We start from the raw sequence: 20,598 nt of genomic DNA, 5'->3' as shown, positions 1-20,598 counted from the left end.
ACGGCGTGCGCAACGCGCGGCATCGGCATACAGTGAGCATCATGAAAGCAAAGAAGGCAACGGCGGCAACGAAGGCAACGACCGAACACGACCCGCGCTGGGCCCGCGTGCTGGCGCGCGACCCGGCGGCGGACGCCGACTTCGTCTATGCGGTGAAGACCACCGGCATCTACTGCCGCCCGAGCAGTCCTTCACGGTTGCCGCGCCCGGAAAACGTGGAGTTCTTCGATACACCGGCAGCCGCCGAGGCTGCCGGCTACCGCCCGAGCAAGCGGGCCGCGGCGGACCAGTCAGCAATGGCGGCCCAGCATGCCGCGCTGATTGCCGAGGCCTGCCGCCAGATCGAGAACGCGGACGAGCCGCCCGCGCTCGACGCACTCGCCAGCCAGGCCCGCCTGAGCCCGTTCCACTTCCACCGCGTGTTCAAGGCCGTCACCGGGCTTACGCCCAAGGCCTATGCCGGCGCCCACCGCGCACGCAAGCTGCGCGACCGGCTGGGGCGCGCCGGCTCCGTCACCGAAGCCATCTACGACGCCGGCTTCAACTCGAACAGCCGCTTCTACGAAACCTCCGGCCAGATGCTCGGCATGACCGCAAGCCGCTACCGCGCCGGCGGCGCCAACACGGATATCCGCTTTGCCGTGGGCGAGTGCTCGCTCGGCTCCATCCTGGTGGCGCAGAGCGAGCGCGGGGTCTGCGCGATCCTGCTCGGCGACGACCCCGATGCGCTCGCGCGCGAGTTGCAGGACCAGTTCCCCAAGGCCAACCTGATCGGCGGCGACGCCGGCTTCGAGCAGTTGATCGCGCAGGTGGTCGGGCTGATCGAAGCGCCGTCGCTGGGCTTCGACCTGCCGCTCGATGTACGCGGGACCGCCTTCCAGGAGCGCGTGTGGCAGGCGCTGAGGGAGATCCCGCCCGGCTCCACCGCCAGCTACGCGGAGATTGCCGCGCGCATCGGCGCGCCGAAGGCGGTGCGGGCGGTGGCGCAGGCATGCGGCGCGAACCATATCGCCGTGGCGATTCCCTGCCATCGCGTGGTGCGCAGCGACGGCCAGCTATCGGGGTATCGCTGGGGCGTGGAGCGCAAGCGGAGCTTGCTGGAGCGCGAGGGGCAGGCTTGACCGCGGCGCGCAACTGGACCCTGGTCGGGCCGGACGGCAAGCCATACCAAAGTCCGGCGCCCGGCACGCTGGGCGGCCACCGCGGCGGGCGCCTGTACGGCCGGCTCGATTGCCGCAGCGCGCTGCGCGCCATCGCCCGCGGCGGCTATGCGCCGCAACGCGTGTTCTTTCTCGACGAGGCACATGCCATCGCGGCAGGCTACCGGCCGTGCGCGGCGTGCATGCCAGTGGCGTACGCCCGCTGGAAGGCAGCCGCTCTTCCGCCCATTCCACCGCCTTGAACAGGATCACGCCTGGCGCGCAGCAGCGCCAGCGCGACGAACACCGCAGCTGCCGGCTTTGACTCGACCACCGGTCCACCACGCCCACCACGAAACCAGCGAGGCCACAATGCCGTGGCCGCCCGACCCGGTAACGGCAGATGCCCGAACAAGCAGTGCACCAGCGCTCAGGGGCATCACCACGAAACAAGCACCTCTCGCAGTGTAGTGGCCGTCAGCGCCGGTACCGGCAGATTCCAGCAGAACCGACACACCCACCACGAATCCGCAAATCCCGTAACCCCTGGATGCTTCTGCCCCTCCGGCCAGGAGTCCGCTTTCTTGGCCTACTTTCTTTTCGGACAAAAGAAAGTAGGTCGCGCCGGGGGCGCGAAAGCCTTTGACGTTGACGTTGACGTTGACGTTGACCTTAAGATTTTGCCTTTGATGTTGACGTTGACTTTGAGAATTCGCCTTCGAAGTTGTCTTCGACATTAAAACCAAAGCCTTTACGCCCTAGACGTTGACCCTGAAGCCAAGACTATCCCTCCCCCCAAGAAACCAATAACAAACCCGATAACAAACCATTTCCCCCACCCACAGCACATCAGGCATACCATAACAAAACCCCACCTCCCCATGCTGCAACGCAATACAGCAACGGCGCATGAGGCGCCACACGCCATCGATCCACCACCTCAGGGAATCCCATGCGCGACCGCTATCTCTCCCATCTCCGCGACACCCTCGACACCATTCGCGCCGACGGCTTCCACAAGGCGGAGCGGGTCATCGCCAGCCCGCAGGCGGCCGATATCCGGCTGGCCGGCGGCGAGCATGTGCTGAATTTCTGTGCCAACAACTATCTCGGCCTGGCCGACGACCCGCGCCTGATCGAGGCGGCGCGCCGCGGGCTGGAGCAGGACGGCTTCGGCATGGCGTCGGTGCGCTTCATCTGCGGCACGCAGTCGGTGCACAAGACGCTCGAGGCGGTGCTGGCGAAATTCCTCCACACCGGCGACAGCATCCTGTACTCGAGCTGCTTCGACGCCAACGGCGGCCTCTTCGAGACGTTGCTCGACGACCAGGACGCGGTCATCAGCGACGAGCTCAACCACGCCAGCATCATCGACGGCGTGCGCCTGTGCAAGGCGAAGCGCTACCGCTACCGCAACAACGACATGGCCGACCTGGAAACCCGCCTGCGCGAGGCGGACGCGGCCGGCGCGCGCTTCAAGCTGATCGCCACCGACGGCGTGTTTTCCATGGACGGCATCATCGCCGACCTGCGCTCGATCTGCGACCTGGCCGACAAGTACGGCGCCCTGGTGATGGTGGACGACTCGCACGCGGTGGGATTCGTCGGCGAGCACGGGCGCGGCACGCCGGAACTGTGCGGCGTGGAAGGCCGCGTGGACATCATCACCGGCACGCTGGGCAAGGCGCTGGGGGGCGCCTCCGGCGGCTACGTGGCGGCCCACCGCGAGATCGTGGAACTGCTGCGTCAGCGCTCGCGCCCCTACCTGTTCTCCAACTCGCTGGCGCCCAGCATCGCCGCCGCCACGCTGAAGGTGCTCGATCTGCTGGCCAGCGCGGAAGGCGCCGCGCTGCGCATGCGCGTGCGCGAGAACGGCGAGCACTTCCGCCGCGAGATGACCGCGCTGGGCTTCACGCTGGTGCCCGGCCAGCACCCCATCATCCCGGTGATGCTGGGCGACGCCGCGCTGGCCACCGGCATGGCCGATGCCTTGCTGGCCGAGCATGTGTACGTGGTCGGCTTTTCCTTCCCCGTGGTGCCCAAGGGCCGCGCGCGCATCCGCACGCAGATGAGCGCCGCGCATACCGCCGAGCAGATCGATCGCGCGGTGGCCGCCTTCGCCAAGGTGGGCAGGAAATTCGGCGCCATTGCCTGAAGCCGCAACCCGCGCCAGCACAGGAACCCAGCCATGAAAGCCCTCGCCAAACTCGAACGCGCGCCCGGCCTGACACTGACCGACGTGCCCGAGCCGGAAGTCGGCCACAACGATGTGATGATCCGCATCCGCCAGACCGCCATCTGCGGCACCGACATCCATATCTGGAAATGGGACGAGTGGGCGCAGCACACCATCCCGGTGCCGATGCAGGTGGGACACGAATACGTGGGCGAGATCGTCGCCATCGGGCAGGAGGTGCGCGGACTGTCGATCGGCGACCGCGTCTCCGGCGAGGGACACATCACCTGCGGCTTCTGCCGCAATTGCCGCGCCGGACGCCGGCACCTGTGCCGCAATTCGGTGGGCGTGGGCGTGAACCGCCCGGGCGCCTTTGCCGAATACCTGGTGATTCCGGCCTTCAACGCCTTCCGCATCCCCGACGACATCCCTGACGAGATCGCCGCCATCTTCGACCCGTTCGGCAACGCCACCCATACTGCACTGTCGTTCAACCTGGTGGGCGAAGACGTGCTCATCACCGGCGCCGGCCCGATCGGCATCATGGCCGCCGCCATCGCCCGCCATGTGGGCGCGCGCAATGTGGTGATCACCGATGTCAACGACTACCGGCTCGAGCTGGCCCGCAGGATGGGCGCCACGCGCGCGGTCAACATCGGGCAGGAAAACCTGAAGGATGTCGCGGCCTCGCTGCACATGACCGAGGGCTTCGACGTCGGCATGGAGATGTCGGGCGTGCCGAGCGCCTTCGCCACCATGCTCGAGCACATGAACCATGGCGGCAAGATCGCCATGCTCGGCATCCCGCCGTCGAAGATGGCGATCGACTGGAACCAGGTCATCTTCAAGGGCCTAGAGATCAAGGGCATCTACGGCCGCGAGATGTTCGAGACCTGGTACAAGATGGTCGCCATGCTGCAAAGCGGGCTCGACCTGACGCCCATGATCACCCACCGCTTCCGCGCGGACGACTTCCAGGCCGGCTTCGCTGCCATGCTCTCGGGCAACAGCGGCAAGGTGGTGCTGGACTGGACCGGCGGCACGGGCGCACCCGCCGCGCCCCCGGCTTCCTCTCCCGCCGCTTAATAAATCACAAGACCGACAGATAACAGGGAGGGCAGGAAAGCCTGCTCGCCCGGGCTACCCGCGTCCGGCGCAAAGGCCAGCGGCCACAGCGCCGGCCATTTCTGCGCCCAGCAGCAGGCATGGGTGGCGCCTTCCACCAGATGGACGGGCGGTCGCCGGGCGGCGGGAAAGCGCGCGGCATAGGCCGCGGCCACCTCGCGCGTGACATTGGTGTCCTGCGCGCCCACGAAGTGCAGCTGCGGAATGTCCTGCAGCCGGCGCCAGTCGTCGGCGGGGTTGAGCGAGCCTTCGAGTGCCGGCACGCCGTGCAGGGTGGTCCACGCCAGCGGCTCCAGGTTGCCCGCCACGGTCACCAGGCGCGCGACATCCTGGCGCCGTGCCGCCACCAGCGCCGCCACCGCGCCGCCGCCCGAGTAGCCCACCAGGACGATCCGGCGCGCGCCGAAGCGCTGCTTGAGCGCGTCGATGGCCTGGCCGGTGGCCTCGACCACCTCGGTGGAGAAGCGCCGCCCGGTCCACCAGGCCGTGCCGCAGCCGCGCAGGTCTTGGTCGTCGACGAATTGGCACGGACGCGCAAGGTATGCCGCGGCGCCCCGGACATGCGCCAGGGCGAGTTCGAGGGCCACCGGGCGCAGCGGGGTCGGATCGTCGGAGGGCTGCGTCGGGCTGAGCCAGGCCAGGCCGTCGCCTTCGATGTAGACGGCCAGCGTATCGGCCGCGGCGGCCGCGACGGCCGGTGCCGGCGCATAGGCGGTCAGCACGAAATCCCGTGTGGGCAGGCGGAGTTTCTGCCAGCCATGGGTGAGCGCCAGCGCGTCGGCGGCCTGCCGGCGCCCGGCAGGAGAGAAATGGGTACAGGCGGCCAGCAGCAGGGCCGCCAGCAGGATCAGGACCTTGGTCCGCACGAATGAAAGACCAGGCGAATAACGGGGAGGCGACACACGCAAAGACACACGGATTGAAGTAAGGAAGAAATCAAGGCGGTACCGGTTCCCCGGCACCTTGAGCACCACATAACAACAAGAAAGCAAGAAAGCAAGAAAGTCGCGAACACAAACAAGCGGCAAGTCTACTTCAGCGGCTTGCCTGACACTGAGCAACGAAGGCACCTACGGCAACTCGCCGGTGGCGGCGCAGAGCGCCAGCGTCGACGGCTATCGCCTGATCGGCTACGGCAGCTACAGCCTGGATGCGCGCACCGACGTCAGCGTGCAGGCAGACTTCGGCACCGGCCACAACGAAGGCCAGCGCAAGAGGTGCGTGACCGCTTCACCAACCAGACCGCTTCGGTGAAGCTCCGCCTGCCGTTCTGAGGCGCCCGGGGCAGTCGGCGCAGGCAAGGCTGACAAGGCTGGGCTGACAAGGAGAAAGGGGAGGCACGCCGGGAGGCGTGCCTCCCCTTTTTTACGTGGCGCGGATGCCCTGCCGTGCGTGCCTGGCGCGCTTGCGCCGCCGACAGGCGCGGCATTCGCCGCCCGTCGCCCAGTCACGCCGGTGTAACACCGCGACATGTTTTCCACCGCGATTATTTCGCGCCCCGCTCCTATAGTTCGTCCCGTTGCCACGTCGCAGTGCGCGGCCAGACCCGAACCTGAAGGACATCCCATGACATCCCGTTACGTCTTCGCAGCCACCGCCTCGCTGATCATCCTTGCAAGCACCCCGGCCTTCGCGGGCTGGTCCGGCCACGGCACGGCCTACACGCCGCACGGCACTTATAACGGCGCGCACTTCGGATCGTGCTCAGGCGGCAGCTGTTCGCACGCCGGCGGTGTCGTCGGCCCCTACGGCGGGCTCGCGACCAACACCGGCACGGTGACCCGTACCGCGCCGGGGCAGTTCTCCAACGCCGGCACCGCGACCGGGCCGAACGGTCGTTCGGTCCAGCATGCCGGCGACACCAGCTGCGCAGGCGGCACCTGCTCGCACACCGGCGATGTCACCGGGCCCAATGGCCAGACCGCCGCCACGGCGGGCAGCGTGACGCGCGAGGCGCCGGGCCAGTATTCCTCATCCGGCACGGTCACCCGTTCGAACGGCAACACTGTCAGCCATGCGGCATCGACCAGTTGCGCCGGGTCGACATGTGCCCGCTCGGGCACGGTGACGGGTGCGGACGGCGGCACCGTCACGCACGGCGGCACCGCGACCCGCGTGGCGCCGGGTGTCGTGACGACCACCGGCGGCACCACGGTCGTACACGGCAGCACGGTAACGACCGGCGGTACGGTGACGACGGTAGGGGCCACGGTTGCAGTCGGTGCCGCGCCGGCGGTCATCGCCCCGGCGCCCGTGGTCGTCGCGCCCGCCCCGGCCGTGGTCGCCCCGGCGGCGGTGGTAGTCGCCCCGACGCCGGTGGCGGTCGCCCCGGCGCCGGTGGCCTATGTGCCGCCGCCGCCCCCGCAGCCGGTCTACGTCGCGCCGGCGCCCAAGGTGGTGTATGTCGCGCCCCCGCCGCCCAAGGTCGTGTACGTCGCACCGCCGCCGCCGAGGGTCGTCTATGTCGCGCCGCGCGCGGTCTATTTCGCGCGGGCGCCGCGTGCGGCGGTATGGGTACCGGCGCACTGGGCTGGCGGCGTCCTGGTACCCGCGCACTGGGCGTAACGGCACCATCATCCACCCGGTATCCGGTCCTTCCGGTCCTTCCGGTCCTTCCGGTCTTTCCAGCCCTTTCAACCCTTCGGCATCCATCACCAGGCCGGCACCGAGTGTCGGCTACACCACGGAGTCCATCATGAAGAAGATGATCGCAGTTCTTATCTTGTGTATTGTTTCTGCAGGCGCGTCCGCTCAGGTCGCCGCGCCGCCCGCGGGTGGCGGTGCCCGGATCGAGCGTGCGATGCAGCAATTGCAGGCGCGCTTCGCCAGCGCCAACACGACGCACGACGGCAAGCTGACCCGGGACCAGGCGGCGGCCGGCATGCCGATGGTCGCCAGCCGCTTCGACGAAATCGACACGCAGCGCGCCGGCTACGTCACGTTGGCGCAGATCGAGGAATTCATGAGACAGAAATCGATGGCCCGCTGATTCCCCGATCATCGCCGGAGACGCACCATGGAGCAGTCGAACAGGATCATCGTGCTCGATGATGAAGCCGAGTTGCGCAATATGCTGCAACGGTTCCTGACCGGGCACGGCTTCCAGGTGCGCGTGGTCGCCGACGGCAAGCGCCTCGACCGCTACCTGCAGCGCGAGCCGTACGACCTGCTCGTGCTGGACCTGATGATGGAGCCGGAAGACGGCCTGACCATCTGCCGCCGGCTACGCGCCGAAGGACAGACACTGCCGATCCTGATGCTGACCGCCAAGGGCGATCCGGTCGACCGGGTGGCCGGGCTGGAGACCGGCGCCGACGACTACCTCGCCAAGCCGTTCGTGCCGGACGAGCTGGTCGCGCGCATCCGTGCGCTGCTGCGCAGGCAGAGAATGGCGGCCGGCGAGCCGACCGTGACCTCGCAGACCCTGCGCTTCGGCGAATTCCAGTTCGACGTCGGCAAGCAGACGCTGATGCTGCGCGGCGAACCGGTCGAGGTGCATTCCGCGCAGATGCTGCTGTTGCACGCCCTGGGGTCGTCGCCGAACCGGCCGGTGAGCCGCGAGAACCTGCTCGCGCGCGCCCGCGGCCGCGACCACGACGCGCTCGACCGCAGCATCGACGTGCAGATCCTGCGGCTGCGCCAGATCCTCGAAGAAGATCCTTCGAAGCCGCGTTTCATCAAGACCGTGTGGGGCGTAGGCTATATGCTGATCGCCGGCATCGAGTCGTGATGCGGCTCGCGCTGCCCCGTTCGCTGCTCGCGCGCAACATCGCCTTGCTGGTGGCGCTCGTTGCGCTCACCCAGGTCTGCTCGCTCACTGTCTTGCTGCATTTCGTGCAGCGCCCGCACATCGAACGCGCGGCGGTCATCTTTTCCAACTACGTGAAGACGCTCGATGGCGTGCTTGCCGCCATGCCGGCCGACGAGGGCCGCGCGGCGGCCGCGCGGCTTGGCGCCATGGCGCAGCCGCCCGGGCAAGTCGCACTCGAGCCGCCGCCCAGTCCGGTCCGCATTTTTCGTACGTACCAGCGCGATGTCTTCATGGAAGCATTGCAGCGCTATCTGCCGCCGGACATGCCGGTACGATGGCAGACCGGCGAGGGGGACGCGGAGCGGCTATGGATCCGCGTGCATGTGGCCGGCGCGCCCAGCTGGATCGCCTTGCCGATGACCGAAGACGCGCGCGCGAGCGGCATCGCCGCCGCGCTCGCGCTGTCGGCGGCCTTTGCGTTGCTCGCGGCACTCACGGGCTACCTGATCCAGCTGCACATCAACCGTCCGCTGCAGGACCTGGCACGGGCGGCGCGCCACGTCAGCGCCGGCGAAGCCCCGGTGCCGCTGCCCACGGACGGGCCGACCGAGATCGCCCAGGTGAGCGGCGCGTTCAACCAGATGACGCAGGCCTTGCAACAGGCCGAAGCGACCCGCACGCTGATGCTGGCCGGCGTGTCGCACGACATCCGCACGCCGCTGACCAAGCTGCGCCTCGCCATGGCGATGGCGATCCCGCGCGGCGCCGACGACACCTTCGTGGCATCGGTGGAGGGCTATCTCGACCAGATCGACACCATCCTCCAGCAGTTCATGGACTACGCGGGCAGCGGCGAGCGCGAGGTCCCGCAGCCCGGCGATGTCGATGCGCTCATCAGCCAGCTCGCGGCGGATTTCGCGGGGCTCGGGCACGAGTTCGAGCTGTCGCTCGGCGGCATGCCGGTGTTCCCGTTCAGGCCGGTAAGCCTGATGCGCCTGCTGATGAACCTGATGCAGAACGCGGTCGTCTACGGACGGGCGGGTTTTGCCGTGCGCACCTGGGCCGAAGGCGATACGGCGTACGTCGCCGTGTGCGACCGGGGCAACGGCATCGGCGCGGAGGAACTGGAACAGCTCAAGGCGCCGTTCAGCCGCGGCAGGAACGCGCGCGGCCATTCGGGCGGCACCGGGCTCGGACTCGCGATCGTCGAACGCATCGCGCGCCTGCATGGCGGCTCGCTGCGGTTCCGCGCGCGCGACGGCGGCGGTCTCGAAGCGGTGGTGGCACTGCCGCTGAAAGGGCATTCCGCGTAGAGGCGGGACACGCCGCCCCCAATCCCCCCCTTATTCCCTCGATTGCCCTGCGCCCCACCGCACTATCATCGCGGGCGATCCCGCCGTGCGGTCCCCGCCGGCAAGCCATCCCCGACAGCGTTCACCCATGACCGACAACCTGCCACACACGCACGGCGCAACCACCCTGCCTCTCTACGCGCTCCCGGCCCGCGGCCTGGCCGTGGGCGTGTTCGATCTCTTCCATGTCGGCCACCTGCGCTACCTGCAATACATCCGCGCGCGCTGCGCCACGCTGGTGACGGTGGTCACGCGCGATGCCACCGTGCTGGCCAGGAAGGGGCGCACGCCGGCCGTGCCGGAGGCCGAGCGGCTGGAAATCGTGCGGGGGCTGGGGTGGGTGGACGAGGCCTTGCTCCAGCCGGGCGGGCTGGATGACACCGAAGGCGCGGTGCGCTGGGTGGCGGACCTGGGAGTCGATCACGTCTTCATCGGCGAGGACTGGCGCGGCAGCGCGCGCTGGGAGCGGCTGGCGCCACGGCTGGCGGCGCTCGGCATCGGGCTGAGCTGGACGCCGCGCGCCAGCGAGGTCTCGACCACGGCGCTGCGCGAGCGCATTCTGGCCAGCCTGGAGCGCGCCGCTTAACGGTGCGTAGCGGTGCGGGCGCGGCGCTTCAGGCTGGCGGGCGCAACCCGGCCAGCCGGCCTTCGAGCACCCCGCCGATGCGCAGCAGCAGCCTGTCTTCCGGCGTATGGCGCTCCAGCACCAGCCGCACGAGCCGCAGCGCCTTCTCCCAGTAGCCGTTCAGGCAGGCATTGGCGATGCGCGAGTAGGCATACCACTGCGTCAGGGCGGAGAAGCCAAGCAGGTTATGCGCGCCGATGATGGTGTCGAAGGCCGGATCCGGCACGCGCCAGGCCTTGCCATAGACCGCCTCGAGCCAGCCATGCGGATCCTGCAGCTGCCACACCTGACCGGCGGGGCTGCCGGCTTGTTCAAGTTGCAGCGGGCCGGGGAAGCGGGTCACGCGCTGGTGGCTGGCGGGCGTGCCGCCGCCGGTCCAGAAGCCGCCCAGCAGCGTGGCACCATCCGCTTGCGGCTGCAGGCCGCAGAGGTCCAGCACCACGTCCAGGCGCGGATGATGGTAGGTCGCCATATTGTCGATGGCGAAGACAGGCTGCGGGCGCTGCCAGCCGTGGGCGCTCAGGATGGCGTGCGCGGCCGGCAGTTCCGCCACCAGCAGGCCCAGGTCGAGGTCCTTGTCGAACGGAAGCAGGCGGCCTTCGCGCACCAGCCCGAGCAGGGTGCCGGCATGCGCGAAGGCGCGCACCCCGCTGCCCGCGAGTTGCGCCAGCACCTGCCACAGCAGAGCCTGTACCTGCGGATCGGCAAGCTTGCGCATGGCGGGCTGCGGATTGTGGACCAGCGGCGCCGCGCACAAGGCTTCGAGCGCCTGCCGCTCCACCAGCACGCCCTCTTCGATGCGCTGCTGATGCAGCAATGCGGTGCCGAGGAAGAACAACCAGTACGGCAGGAGCGCCGGATGCGCCTGCGGCGCCGCCAGCAGGTTCTGGCAGACCTGCTGCACGGCGGCGGCGTAGCCCTGTTCGAGGCCGAGCTGGCACCATTGGCGAATATCGTCCGGCGGCAGCACGCCGCCTTGCTGCAGGCGTGCGGTCAGCGCGCCAAACTGGGCGGCGGCCTGGGCGGCGCCCTGGCCGGCCGGATGTGGTGCCGGTTGTGTGTCCATGCTGCTGCGTTGTCGATGCGGAGCCGCCAGTCTAGGCGCAATGCGCGGCGGGCAATCGCCGGATCAGCGGGCAGGCTTGCACGCAAACTTCACGCAAGGCGCGTCCCCTACTCCACCGTCACCACGATGGCAACCCGCCGGTTCTCCGCGCGGCCCGCGGCGGTGCGGTTGTCCGCCACCGGGCGGCTCTTGCCCAGCCCGCGCACCTCGATGTCCTGCGCCGCGAAGGCATTCACGGCCAGCACCCTGGCCACTGCCTGCGCGCGCCGCACCGAGAGTTGCTGGTTGTAGTCGGCCGGGCCGGAGTCGTCGGTGTGGCCGTCGAGCCGGACACGGCCGATGCCCGCGCTCTTCAACGCCATGCCGATGCGCAGCACGATCGCCTCGTGGTCGGTGCCGATGGTGTCTTCGTTCAGGCCGAACAGCACTTTCTCGGACAGGTTCAGCTCCCAGCCGCTCTCGGTCTGCGTGAAGCCTTGTTCCTTGAGCGTCTCGATCTGCGGAACGCTGAGCCCGGCGCCGCTCGTGCTCTGGCAGGCGCCCAGGGCCAGCGTGGCGGCGGCCAGGACGGCGGCCAGGCATCGCCTTGCGCTTCCCGACAGGTTCGATGACACGATGCTTCTCCTATCCTCTTTGCGATTTGTACGGCGCCCATGGCGCTGCTTTCGCGCCGGCGCCGGCGCACCCTGCTCCCGGCACTGGCCTATTGCGGCTCGGCGACGGGCTCGCCGGCAACCAGTCCCGGCTCCGCGATCTGCCAGCGTCGCCCGCGGCCGCGCTTGGCCTCGTACATCGCCTCGTCGGCCTTGTGCAGCAACTCGGCGGCGCTCTGCCCATGCTGCGGGAACACCGACAGGCCGATGCTGAGCGAGGCCTCGATGCTGGTGCCGCCGCTGAGCCGGACCGGATCCTTCATGCGCTGCAGGATGTGCTCGGCCACCTGGACGATGTCGGCGGGCCGGCGCAGGGGCGTGACCAGCACCGCGAACTCGTCGCCACCCAGCCGCGCGACCAGGTCGCCCTCGCGCAGGCAGGCACGGATGCGCTGGGCGATGCCGGCCAGCACTTCGTCGCCGGCGGCATGGCCAAAGGTGTCATTGATCTCCTTGAACGCATCGCTGTCCAGGTAGAGCACGCCCACGTGCGAGCGGGAAATCGCGGCAAAGCGCACGGCGCGGTGCAGCGCATCCTCGAACGCGCCGCGGTTGAGCAGCCCTGTCAGGCTGTCGTGGCTGGCGCGGTGCGCCAGCGAGCGATTCTCGTGCTGCAGCTGGTCCTGCCAGCTTTCGAGCTCGTCGAGCAGGCCGTTGAAGTCCTCGCCCAGCGCATTGAGCTCGGCAATGCGCGCCGGCGGCGTGCGCTGGTCGAACGCGCGCCCGGAGCGCACCGCGTGGGCCACGCGCATCAGGTTGCGCACCGGCTCGATGATATGCACCAGCATGCGGCTCGACATGTAGTGCGCGCTCACCGCGGTCAGCAACAGGCAGGCCAGCAGGCCAAGCAGGCCGCTGAGCACGAACTGGAACAGCTTGGCGGGATCGGCCGACAGGCGCACGGTGCCTACCACCTGGGTCTCGTGCAGGATGACCTGTTCCACCGGGCCTGGCGCCATCAGCCTGCTCGCCATGCGCTGCAGGCCGGCGAGGCGCTTGTTGGCCGGGTGATGCCATTCGGCCAGCAGCCGGTTGTCGCGGTCGTAGACGCTGGCCTGCGCCACCTCGGCGGTGGCGATGGCCACCAGCGCTTCGCTTGCCGCCGCCGGGTCGCGGAACACCACCGGGGCCTCCAGCGTGTAGGCGAGCGAGCGTGCGATCAGGTGCAGGTTGTGGTCGGCGTAGACGCGCAGTGCGGCCAGGCCGAGCGCCGTGAGCGAGAGCCCCGCCGTGCAGACGGCGATCAGCGCCACGCTCAGGTGGATGCGGCGCAGCGTGTGGTAGAGCGTGGGGCGCGCGGCCGCCGCGCCGGGGCGGGAGCGCGGCCTCATGACGCCGCCCCCCGCCGGCGCCCGAGCTGCAGCACGCCGGGATGGATATGGATGCCGCTGCGCGCGACGGAATCGAGGTTGACGCGGAACGAGACGCGGTTGTCCGCCACGCTCAGGCAGAACATGCTGCCGACCTCGCACTCGAAGTCTTCTTCGGTGATGACCAGCACGGGGCGCCCGCCCAGATCGGCCGCGACCTTCTTGCGGCTGGCGTCGGTCATCGCGGCCAGGTAGACCGAGTCGCAGCCTGTCATCGAGCCCGCGGCCATGACATCGATGCGCCGCGACTGTATCGGGCGCCCGCTGGCCAGCGTGCCGCCGTCGGACAGCTTGCCGGCGTAGCGCGCCGAGCTGTCCACGCACAGGCGCAGCACCTCGCGTTCGACGGGCCAGCGCGCATAGCCGAGCAGGCTGTACACGGTGCGCATCACCGCCTCGGAGCGCGGCTGGGCCGTATCGGCCGCGGCGCCGGGCGGCTGCACGCACAGCAGCGCCGCGAACAGGGCCGGCACGATGCGCAAGAGAAGAAGCCGGCGCAAGCGCTTCGAGCGGTTGCTCGCATCGCCTGGGTCAGTAGCCATGGAATGGGGCAAGGAGGGGTGCCTGCCAATTGTCTTGTTCGGGGCAGACCAGGTCGCAGCATGCGCGCCGGTCTGGCTCTGGCTAGAAAAACGGCAGCGCGCCGATGCAACGCACCCGCAAGCCTTGCTAGCCCACTCCCTATATCGGCGCGCCGGCAGCGATATTTACCCCGGCGCACGGCCGGGACGGAGGCGGGGGCGGAGGCTTAGGCGGACTTTGCCTACAATGCCTGGAACATCCAGGCACGACCCCGCGCCCCAATGAACGAGACCGAAACCCCGCCGCCCGCGCGCAAGCGCCTGACCCTGCCGGCCCGGCTCTACCTGCTGGGCGCCGTCATCCTCGGCGCGGGCTGGATCGGTGCTGCGCTGATCTACCTGAACGCCGCGCGCGAAGAGGCCTCCGCCGACTTGCTGTACGGCCCGGGCTGGCAGCGGCAATACGATTTCCAGCTCGAGCGCATCGGCGGCAAGGCAGCGGTGCTGGCGGCCGAGTTTTCGCAGTGGTTCGGCGGCCTGTGGCACGGGAGGCAACTGGCGATCACGCTGGCGATCCTGGCCACGGCGGCGGCCCTGCTGTGCTTCGCGGTGGCGCGCGAAGTAGCGCTGGCGGCCCGGCATCGCGGCGGGGACAGCGAGGGCTGAAGGGCGCCCCGCCTGCCTTCAGAGCAACGGCAAACCCGCGTTGCGCTTGACCTCGCGCAGCGACAGCATCGACTCGACGGCCGTCACGCCGGGCAAGGTGCGCAGCACATCGCGCATGAAGATGCCGTAGTCGTCCAGGTCCCGCGACACCACCAGCAGCAGGTAGTCCGCGCTGCCGGAGACGTTATGGCAGGAAATGATGCGCGGAATCGCCTGCACCTCGCGCTCGAAGCGGTCGGACAGTTCGCGGCTGTGCACGCCGAAGCGCACCTGCGTGAACGCCATCACTCCAAGCCCGAGCGCCTGCCGCGACAGCAACGCGCGATAGCCCTCGATATAGCCCTCCGCCTCCAGCCGCTTCAGCCGGCGCGCGCAGGGCGTCTCGCTGAGCCCTGCGGATTCCGCCACGCTGGCGTTGGTGGCGCGGCCGTCGGCCTGTACCGCCATCAGGATCGCGCGATCCACTTTATCGAGTTCCATCGTCCTGCCTCCACGGAATCCCGGAAGATTAGCGCATTCCCCCAATTTCCATAACTTTTCCGTGGAAAAACGCCAAAAATCCCTCCGCGCCGTGCGTCATCATGACGCCATCCCCGACAGGAGTGCATCATGGTTTCGCTTCACCTGCTGCTCACGTTCATTGGCGCGCTGGCCGTGGTCTACGCCTTGCCCGGCCCCGACATGGCGCTGGTGCTGCAGACCAGCACCAGCCGCGGCGTCCGCCATGGCCTGGCCAACGCGGCCGGGCTGGCGCTCGCGCGCGCCACCCATGTCACGTTGTCTGCCTGTGGCGTGGCCGCGCTGCTGCGCGCCGCGCCGTGGCTTTACCAGGGCGTGCGCGTGGCGGGCGGGCTCTACCTTGCCTGGGTGGCCATCCAGATCCTGCGCAGCCCCGCCTTCGGCATCGACACCGGCGCGGGCGGCGCCGGCGCGGCCGCGCCCCTGCGCGCCTCGGTCGCGCGCGGCGCGCTGAGCAGCCTGCTGAACCCGAAGGCGCTGTTGTTCTGCTCGGTGCTGCTGCCGCAGTTCGTCGATCCGCACGGCGCGCCGGTGTGGTCGCAGGTGGTGGAACTTGGCGTGGTGCTGGTGCTGACCGGCATCGCCTTCGACCTGGCCTGCGTGTTCGGCGCCGCGCGCATGGCCGCCTGGCTGCGCGGCAGCCCGCGCGCGCAGGCGGTCCAGCGCTGGTCGTTCTCGGCGGTGCTGCTGGCGTTTGCGGCACGGCTGTCGATGGAGTGAGTGCCTGCCTCCGCCCGCCCCGCCGGCGCGCATCGGGCGGTCTGCCGCGCCGCCGAGGCTGCCATCATCGAACGGGTTCCGGGCCGGGCGGCGGCCGCGACACCAGTTCGATATAGCGCCGGATCGCCGCACCCCGTTCGTGCCTGCGCGACATCAGCGAGAGGTAGGAAGTCACCCCGAGCCCGGCGATCTCGCGGTACACCAGGCTGGGCAGGCTGATATGGCCGGCCACCGCGTTCGGCACGATCGCCACCCCTTCGCCCAGCGATACCAGCGTCAGCACCGCGACCAGCCCGCCGGGCTGCGGCCCCAGCCGCGGCGCGAAGCCGCCCTGCTCCGCGGTGGAAAGCGTGCCCGAGACCTGCTCGGGCAGGATAAACGTCTCTTCCTTGAGATGCGCAGGCTGGATCTCGGGCAGGCCACGCAGCCAGGACGCGGCATGCAGCGCCAGGATGAAGCCTTCGGGGGCCAGCGGCAGCGCGTCCACGCCCTCGGGCACGCGCACCGGCGAGCGCACGTAGGCAATATCGAACCGGCCATCCCTGACCTGGTCCGGCAGGCTGTCCATCGGCGCCTCGCGCACCAGCAGGCGTACATCGGGGCAAGCGGCGCGGAAGGCCTCCACCTGCCGCTGCAGCACGCCCGAATACGCCGCCGAGGCCACATAGCCGATATGGATCTCGCCGGTTTCGCCGCGCGCCTCGCGCTGCGCATGCAGTTGCGCTGACTCGAACTGCGCCACCACCGCGCGCGCTTCCACCAGCAGCACCTCGCCGGCCGGCGTCAGCGCCACCGACCGCTGGTTGCGCTCCAGCAGCCGGATCCCTAGCGCGGACTCCATCTCCTGGATCTGCCTGGTCAGGGTGGGCGTGGAAATGCCAAGCCGGGCCGCGGCCCGCGTGAAATGCAGGTCCTGGGCAACGGCGATGAAGTAGCGGAAATGACGCAGTTCCATTGGTTGCCAACCACTCCCAAGGCTTTGTTAGCTAGTAGGCAACAAAATAGCATGGCCAGCGCAACAACGCCGGCCACGGCCAGACGTATGCTGGCGCTCCTCTAGACAGGAAGCAACGACATGCGGTATACGGCGAACCAGCGGCGAAAAGGCCGCCTGCGCGGCACAAGTGGCGCAATTGTTTCATCGGGGGCAATAGCATGAGCGGCGGCACCGGCTCCCGCGCGGCGCTCCTGACGGCGTCCGGCGCCTGCGCCCTGATCGTGCTCGACACCAATATCGTGGCCGTCACGCTGCCGCGCATCGCGGCGGACCTGCATGCCACGTTCTCCGATATCGAATGGGTGGTCAGCGCCTATATGCTGACCTTCGCCGGCGGCCTGCTGCCGGCGGGCAGCCTGGCCGACAAGTTCGGCCGCAAGCGCATGCTGCTGGTGGGACTGGCGGTGTTCATGCTGGCCTCGCTGGGTTGCGGCCTTGCCGCCACCAGCCTGCAGCTGAACCTGGCGCGCGCGGCCAAGGGCGTGGGCGCGGCGCTGCTGCTGACCTCGGCCCTGGCCACCATCGCGCATGCGTTCCACGACGAGCGCGAGCGCGCCCGCGCCTGGGCGTTCTGGGGCGCGTGCATGGGCATGGCCACGCTGGTGGCGCCCGGGCTGGGCGGCATCATCAGCCAGACCATGGGCTGGCGCTGGGTGTTCCTGCTGAACCTGCCGGTGGGCTTGCTGCTGGGCGCCATGGTGATCCGGCATGTGGAGAACTCGCGCGATGCCGGCGCCGCGCGCATCGATGCGAGCGGCGCCCTCACCTTCAGCGGCAGCCTGTTCCTGATGATCTGGGCCCTGATCGAGGCCAACCGCATCGGCTGGGGCGATCCGCACACGCTGCTGCGCGTGGCCGGCGGCGCGGCGCTGTTCGCGCTCTTTATCGTCACGCAGCGCGTGCAGCGCCGGCCGATGCTGGACCTGTCGCTGTTCCGTAACCCGCGCCTGATCGGCGCGCTGCTGGCGATGGCGGCCTACGCCGGCTGCGCGCAGGTGATGATGACGCTGATCCCGCTCTACCTGCAGACCGGGCTGGGCTTCTCGGCCATCGCCTCGGGCGCGGCGATGTTGCCGTTCGCGCTGACCATGCTGGTCTTTCCGCGCATCGGCGTGCGCCTGTCGCACCGGATCGACGCATCCACCATGCTGGTGACCGGCCTGGTGCTGGTCGGCCTGGGCAACCTGCTGAGCGCGTGGGCCGCCACCACCATGAGCTACCTGCCATTCGCGCTGGCAATGGCGGTCACCGGCAGCGGCGCGGGCCTGCTCAACGGCGATACGCAGAAGAACATCATGGCCTGCATCCCGCGCGAACGCTCGGGCATGGCGTCGGGCATCAGCACCACCACCCGCTTCAGCGCCATCGTGCTGTCGTTCGGCCTGCTCGCCGGCCTGCTGGCCTGGCACATGCAAGCGCTGTTCGATGCGGCCTTGCGCGCCCTGGCGCCCGGCGCCTTGCCGCAGGACGCCGCTGCCCGCGTCGTGGCGCGCGTGGCGGCCGGCGACCTCGACGGCGCGCTGGCCGCCTTCGCCCCGCCGCTGCGCGACACGCTGGCGCCGCTCGCGCGCGGCGCGTTCGCGGGCGGCTTTTCGTGGGTGCTGTGCGTGGCCGCGGCGGCGGCGCTGACGAGTGCCGTGCTGGTGCGCCTGCTGATGCGCGACAACACCGTGCGCCAGCCGGCGCGCGAAAAAGTGGCGGCGGAGGTAGCGAGTGATGCCGGCTAGTCGATGCGCATCTGCGCATCGTGCACGATCTTGCCCAGGCGCGCTTTCTCCTGCTGGATAAAGCGCGTGAACTCGACCCGCGTGCCGGCCACGGGCCGGTAGCCATAGGTCTCGAACTGCGCGCGCAGGGCCGCGTCGCCCTGGAACGCGGCCTGCGTGGCCTGCGCGATTCGGTCCAGCACCGGCCCCGGCGTGCCCCGGGGCGCGTAGATGCCGCCCCAATGCTCCATGCGGATGCCGGCAAAGCCCTGCTCCACCGTGGTGGGCACATCGGGCAGCGACGGCGCCCGCTGGTCGTCGGCCACCGCCAGCGCGCGCAGCTTGCCACCGCGCACGAAGCCCATCACGCCCACCGGCGCTTCCGAAGCCAGGTCGATCTGGCCGCCGATCACCGCGTTGAGCGTCTCCGATCCGCTCTTGTAGTGCACCAGCGTGACCGGCACGCCCAGCGCCGCCTGCACCATCTCCGCGACGAAATGCCCGGTGCTGCCCGCGCCCGCGGTGCCGAACGTGATGCCGCCCCTGGCCTTGCCATAGGCCCGCAGGGATTTGAGATCGCTGAACGGCGCGGCGCTGCCCGCCACCATCACCGACGGCGCGGCGTTGGTGCTGACCACGGGCACGAGGTCGCTGTCCGCATAGGGCATCTTCGGGCGCAACAGCGCGTTGGCCACCGCGCCGTTGCCGGCGATCAGCAGCGTGTAGCCGTCCGGCGCGCTCTTGGCGACGAACTCGGTGCCGATGATGCCGCCCGCGCCCGGCTTGTTGTCCACGATCACGCTCTGGCCCAGCTGCGCGCCAAGCGCGCGCGCGATCATGCGGGTGGTGATGTCGCCCGGACCGCCGGCCGCGAACGGCAGCACCAGGCGGATTGGCCTGGCTGGCCACCGTGGCTGCGCAAAGGCGGGCAGGCCCGCCAGCGCGAGCGCCAGGCACGCGGCGGCGCGCGTCATTGCGGCGCGCCGGTCGGTTGAATGCTTCATGTCTTGCTCCTGGTCGTTGCCTTGCCGTGCGGCATGCCTACTCGAACGGGTAGCGCTTGACCAGCGCGCCGAGTCGCTCGCTGTCCTGGCGCACCTGGGTCGCGAACTCGGCGGGCGAGTTGACCACCGGCTCGGCGCCGGCGGCGGCGATGGTCTTCTGCACGTCCGGGTCCTTCACGGCTTCGCGTAGCGCGGCCACCACGCCCTGCGTGACCGCGGCCGGGGTGCCCTTCGGCGCGAACAGGCCGTACCACGTGACCGACTGGAACTGCGGGTAGCCGGCCTCGGCGGTGGTGGGCACTTCCGGCAGCGCGGCCGCGCGCTTTTGCCCCTGGGTGGCCAGGATCCGCAGCGTGCCGGCCTTGTAGTGCGGCAGCGCCGCGGTGATGCCGGTAAACGACAGGTTGACGTTGTTGGCGATCAGGTCCGTGACGATGGGTCCGGTGCCGCGGTAGTTGACGATGATGAGATTGGGCAGGCCGGTTTCTTCCGCCAGTTGCCTGCCGGAGATGCGCGCCACGCTTTCGCCGGTGCCCAGCGAGCACGCCCTGCCCACTGCCTTGCAGTACTGCACGAACTCGGCCATGGTCCTCACCGGCAGCTTGCCGCTCGCCACCACGGCGGCGGGCGACTGCGAGATGGCCGTGACAGGCTCCAGCCGCGCGAGCGGGTCGATGCCTTTCAGGCCCGGCGTGTATTTGGTGACGACGATGGCGGGCACCTGCAGCAGCAGGGTGTAGCCGTCGGGCCTGGCTTCCATCACGCGGCGCGTGCCGATCAGGCCGTCGGCGCCGGGCAGGTTCTCCACCACCACGGGCTGTCCCCACAGCACGCCGAGCTGCTTCGAGACGGCGCGCGCGGTGGCGTCGGTGCCGCCGCCGGCGGCGTAGGGCACCACCAGGGTGACAGGTCGCTCAGGGCGCCAGGCTGCCTGCGCTGCGGCGGCCATCGCCGGTGCCTCGGCGCAGGCCAGCAGCCATGCCGCGCAGGCGAGTGCTGCCGGCGCCGGCCCCGGGCGCCGGCGGCCGGCTTGTTGTTCGGTACTGGGTTGCATGTCGTCTCCTTGTGTTTTTGTCGGGTACATCCGGGCGCTCACGGCAACGCCGCGGCCGGCGCCAGCACGCGGCCGCGCCAGTCGCGCTGGAACACGCCGTCGAGGCGGCCACGCGCGACGGCGTGCCGGCGCAGCCACGCCACCAGCGTGGCGC

General features: G+C 69.7%; 23 protein-coding genes. 13 read left to right on the top strand and 10 right to left on the bottom strand.

Annotated elements, in window-relative coordinates; translation table 11 throughout:
- The first annotated feature begins 41 nt into the window (after positions 1 to 41).
- Both ada and AC1DKV_RS23545 read left to right on the top strand, forming a co-directional pair.
- Positions 42 to 1,121: a bifunctional DNA-binding transcriptional regulator/O6-methylguanine-DNA methyltransferase Ada gene (gene ada / locus AC1DKV_RS23550; protein WP_441612176.1), complete on the top strand. Its 1,080-nt coding sequence runs from the start codon at positions 42 to 44 to the stop codon at positions 1,119 to 1,121.
- Positions 1,118 to 1,402: an Ada metal-binding domain-containing protein gene (locus AC1DKV_RS23545; protein WP_441612175.1), complete on the top strand. Its 285-nt coding sequence runs from the start codon at positions 1,118 to 1,120 to the stop codon at positions 1,400 to 1,402. The genes ada and AC1DKV_RS23545 overlap by 4 nt, the downstream gene beginning before the upstream one ends.
- A gap of 6 nt (positions 1,403 to 1,408) precedes the next feature.
- Here the strand turns inward: AC1DKV_RS23545 and AC1DKV_RS23540 are convergent, their stop codons facing one another.
- Positions 1,409 to 1,876 (bottom strand): hypothetical protein, encoded by a 468-nt coding sequence (locus tag AC1DKV_RS23540; RefSeq protein WP_441650010.1) that lies wholly within the window; start codon positions 1,874 to 1,876, stop codon positions 1,409 to 1,411.
- A gap of 215 nt (positions 1,877 to 2,091) precedes the next feature.
- Here AC1DKV_RS23540 and AC1DKV_RS23535 point away from each other — a divergent pair, with 215 nt between their 5' ends.
- Together AC1DKV_RS23535 and tdh are read left to right on the top strand one after the other, a co-directional pair.
- Positions 2,092 to 3,294 (top strand): glycine C-acetyltransferase, encoded by a 1,203-nt coding sequence (locus AC1DKV_RS23535; protein WP_441612173.1) that lies wholly within the window; start codon positions 2,092 to 2,094, stop codon positions 3,292 to 3,294.
- A 33-nt stretch (positions 3,295 to 3,327) separates the two neighbouring features.
- Entirely contained in the window at positions 3,328 to 4,401 is a 1,074-nt protein-coding gene (gene tdh, locus AC1DKV_RS23530; protein ID WP_441612172.1) for an L-threonine 3-dehydrogenase, read from the top strand.
- Here tdh and AC1DKV_RS23525 read toward each other — a convergent pair.
- Entirely contained in the window at positions 4,398 to 5,306 is a 909-nt protein-coding gene (locus AC1DKV_RS23525; RefSeq protein WP_441612171.1) for an alpha/beta fold hydrolase, read from the bottom strand. The genes tdh and AC1DKV_RS23525 overlap by 4 nt on opposite strands.
- A gap of 220 nt (positions 5,307 to 5,526) precedes the next feature.
- Here AC1DKV_RS23525 and AC1DKV_RS23520 point away from each other — a divergent pair, with 220 nt between their 5' ends.
- The 6 genes from AC1DKV_RS23520 to AC1DKV_RS23495 all read left to right on the top strand — a co-directional run bounded on the left by AC1DKV_RS23520 (position 5,527) and on the right by AC1DKV_RS23495 (position 10,129).
- Positions 5,527 to 5,694 (top strand): hypothetical protein, encoded by a 168-nt coding sequence (locus tag AC1DKV_RS23520; protein ID WP_441612170.1) that lies wholly within the window; start codon positions 5,527 to 5,529, stop codon positions 5,692 to 5,694.
- A gap of 312 nt (positions 5,695 to 6,006) precedes the next feature.
- Complete coding sequence (locus AC1DKV_RS23515) at positions 6,007 to 7,005, top strand: hypothetical protein (protein ID WP_441612169.1); 999 nt, start codon at positions 6,007 to 6,009, stop codon at positions 7,003 to 7,005.
- Positions 7,006 to 7,135: 130 nt separating this feature from the next.
- Complete coding sequence (locus AC1DKV_RS23510) at positions 7,136 to 7,429, top strand: EF-hand domain-containing protein (RefSeq protein ID WP_441612168.1); 294 nt, start codon at positions 7,136 to 7,138, stop codon at positions 7,427 to 7,429.
- Positions 7,430 to 7,456: 27 nt separating this feature from the next.
- Entirely contained in the window at positions 7,457 to 8,170 is a 714-nt protein-coding gene (locus AC1DKV_RS23505) for a response regulator (RefSeq protein ID WP_441612167.1), read from the top strand.
- Positions 8,170 to 9,504: an ATP-binding protein gene (locus AC1DKV_RS23500; protein WP_441612166.1), complete on the top strand. Its 1,335-nt coding sequence runs from the start codon at positions 8,170 to 8,172 to the stop codon at positions 9,502 to 9,504. Before AC1DKV_RS23505 ends, AC1DKV_RS23500 begins: the two co-directional genes overlap by 1 nt.
- Before the next feature lie 127 nt (positions 9,505 to 9,631).
- Positions 9,632 to 10,129, top strand: coding sequence for an FAD synthase family protein (locus AC1DKV_RS23495; protein ID WP_441612165.1), 498 nt, complete (start codon positions 9,632 to 9,634; stop codon positions 10,127 to 10,129).
- 28 nt (positions 10,130 to 10,157) lie between these two features.
- Here the strand turns inward: AC1DKV_RS23495 and AC1DKV_RS23490 are convergent, their stop codons facing one another.
- The 4 genes from AC1DKV_RS23490 to yfiR all read right to left on the bottom strand — a co-directional run bounded on the left by AC1DKV_RS23490 (position 10,158) and on the right by yfiR (position 13,799).
- On the bottom strand, positions 10,158 to 11,234 hold the full coding sequence (locus tag AC1DKV_RS23490; RefSeq protein ID WP_441612164.1) for a hypothetical protein: 1,077 nt from the start codon (positions 11,232 to 11,234) through the stop codon (positions 10,158 to 10,160).
- 107 nt (positions 11,235 to 11,341) lie between these two features.
- Positions 11,342 to 11,848, bottom strand: coding sequence for an outer membrane lipoprotein YfiB (yfiB, locus tag AC1DKV_RS23485; RefSeq protein ID WP_441612163.1), 507 nt, complete (start codon positions 11,846 to 11,848; stop codon positions 11,342 to 11,344).
- An 89-nt stretch (positions 11,849 to 11,937) separates the two neighbouring features.
- Positions 11,938 to 13,218, bottom strand: coding sequence for a diguanylate cyclase DgcN/YfiN (gene dgcN, locus AC1DKV_RS23480; RefSeq protein WP_441612162.1), 1,281 nt, complete (start codon positions 13,216 to 13,218; stop codon positions 11,938 to 11,940).
- The gene (gene yfiR, locus AC1DKV_RS23475; protein ID WP_441612160.1) at positions 13,215 to 13,799 is read right to left on the bottom strand and encodes a regulatory sequestration protein YfiR; all 585 of its coding nucleotides are present in this window, start codon (positions 13,797 to 13,799) and stop codon (positions 13,215 to 13,217) included. The genes dgcN and yfiR overlap by 4 nt, the downstream gene beginning before the upstream one ends.
- A 261-nt stretch (positions 13,800 to 14,060) precedes the next feature.
- Here yfiR and AC1DKV_RS23470 point away from each other — a divergent pair, with 261 nt between their 5' ends.
- On the top strand, positions 14,061 to 14,444 hold the full coding sequence (locus tag AC1DKV_RS23470; RefSeq protein WP_441612159.1) for a hypothetical protein: 384 nt from the start codon (positions 14,061 to 14,063) through the stop codon (positions 14,442 to 14,444).
- Positions 14,445 to 14,462: 18 nt separating this feature from the next.
- On the opposite strand, the gene AC1DKV_RS23465 is transcribed toward AC1DKV_RS23470, so the two are convergent.
- Positions 14,463 to 14,924, bottom strand: a complete 462-nt coding sequence (locus AC1DKV_RS23465; RefSeq protein WP_441612158.1) for an Lrp/AsnC family transcriptional regulator — start codon at positions 14,922 to 14,924, stop codon at positions 14,463 to 14,465.
- Positions 14,925 to 15,053: 129 nt separating this feature from the next.
- Between AC1DKV_RS23465 and AC1DKV_RS23460 the strand changes: the two genes are divergently transcribed.
- The gene (locus tag AC1DKV_RS23460) at positions 15,054 to 15,683 is read left to right on the top strand and encodes a LysE family translocator (protein WP_441612156.1); all 630 of its coding nucleotides are present in this window, start codon (positions 15,054 to 15,056) and stop codon (positions 15,681 to 15,683) included.
- Between the two features lie 64 nt (positions 15,684 to 15,747).
- Here AC1DKV_RS23460 and AC1DKV_RS23455 read toward each other — a convergent pair whose 3' ends face one another.
- Entirely contained in the window at positions 15,748 to 16,638 is an 891-nt protein-coding gene (locus AC1DKV_RS23455; RefSeq protein ID WP_441612155.1) for a LysR family transcriptional regulator, read from the bottom strand.
- Between the two features lie 200 nt (positions 16,639 to 16,838).
- Here AC1DKV_RS23455 and AC1DKV_RS23450 point away from each other — a divergent pair, with 200 nt between their 5' ends.
- Positions 16,839 to 18,407 carry an MFS transporter gene (locus AC1DKV_RS23450; RefSeq protein ID WP_441612153.1) on the top strand — a complete coding sequence of 523 codons (1,569 nt, stop codon included), beginning with the start codon at positions 16,839 to 16,841 and terminating at the stop codon, positions 18,405 to 18,407.
- Here AC1DKV_RS23450 and AC1DKV_RS23445 read toward each other — a convergent pair.
- On the bottom strand, positions 18,404 to 19,390 hold the full coding sequence (locus AC1DKV_RS23445) for a tripartite tricarboxylate transporter substrate binding protein (protein ID WP_441612152.1): 987 nt from the start codon (positions 19,388 to 19,390) through the stop codon (positions 18,404 to 18,406). The two genes, AC1DKV_RS23450 and AC1DKV_RS23445, sit on opposite strands and share 4 nt — an antisense overlap.
- Before the next feature lie 37 nt (positions 19,391 to 19,427).
- Positions 19,428 to 20,444 carry a tripartite tricarboxylate transporter substrate binding protein gene (locus AC1DKV_RS23440; protein ID WP_441612151.1) on the bottom strand — a complete coding sequence of 339 codons (1,017 nt, stop codon included), beginning with the start codon at positions 20,442 to 20,444 and terminating at the stop codon, positions 19,428 to 19,430.
- Between the last annotated feature and the right edge of the window lie 154 nt (positions 20,445 to 20,598).

It is taken from the genome of Cupriavidus sp. 05T41, from assembly GCF_056396525.1.
Note: the sequence above shows the minus strand (reverse complement) of the source record. Positions and strands in the feature narration are given on the sequence as shown.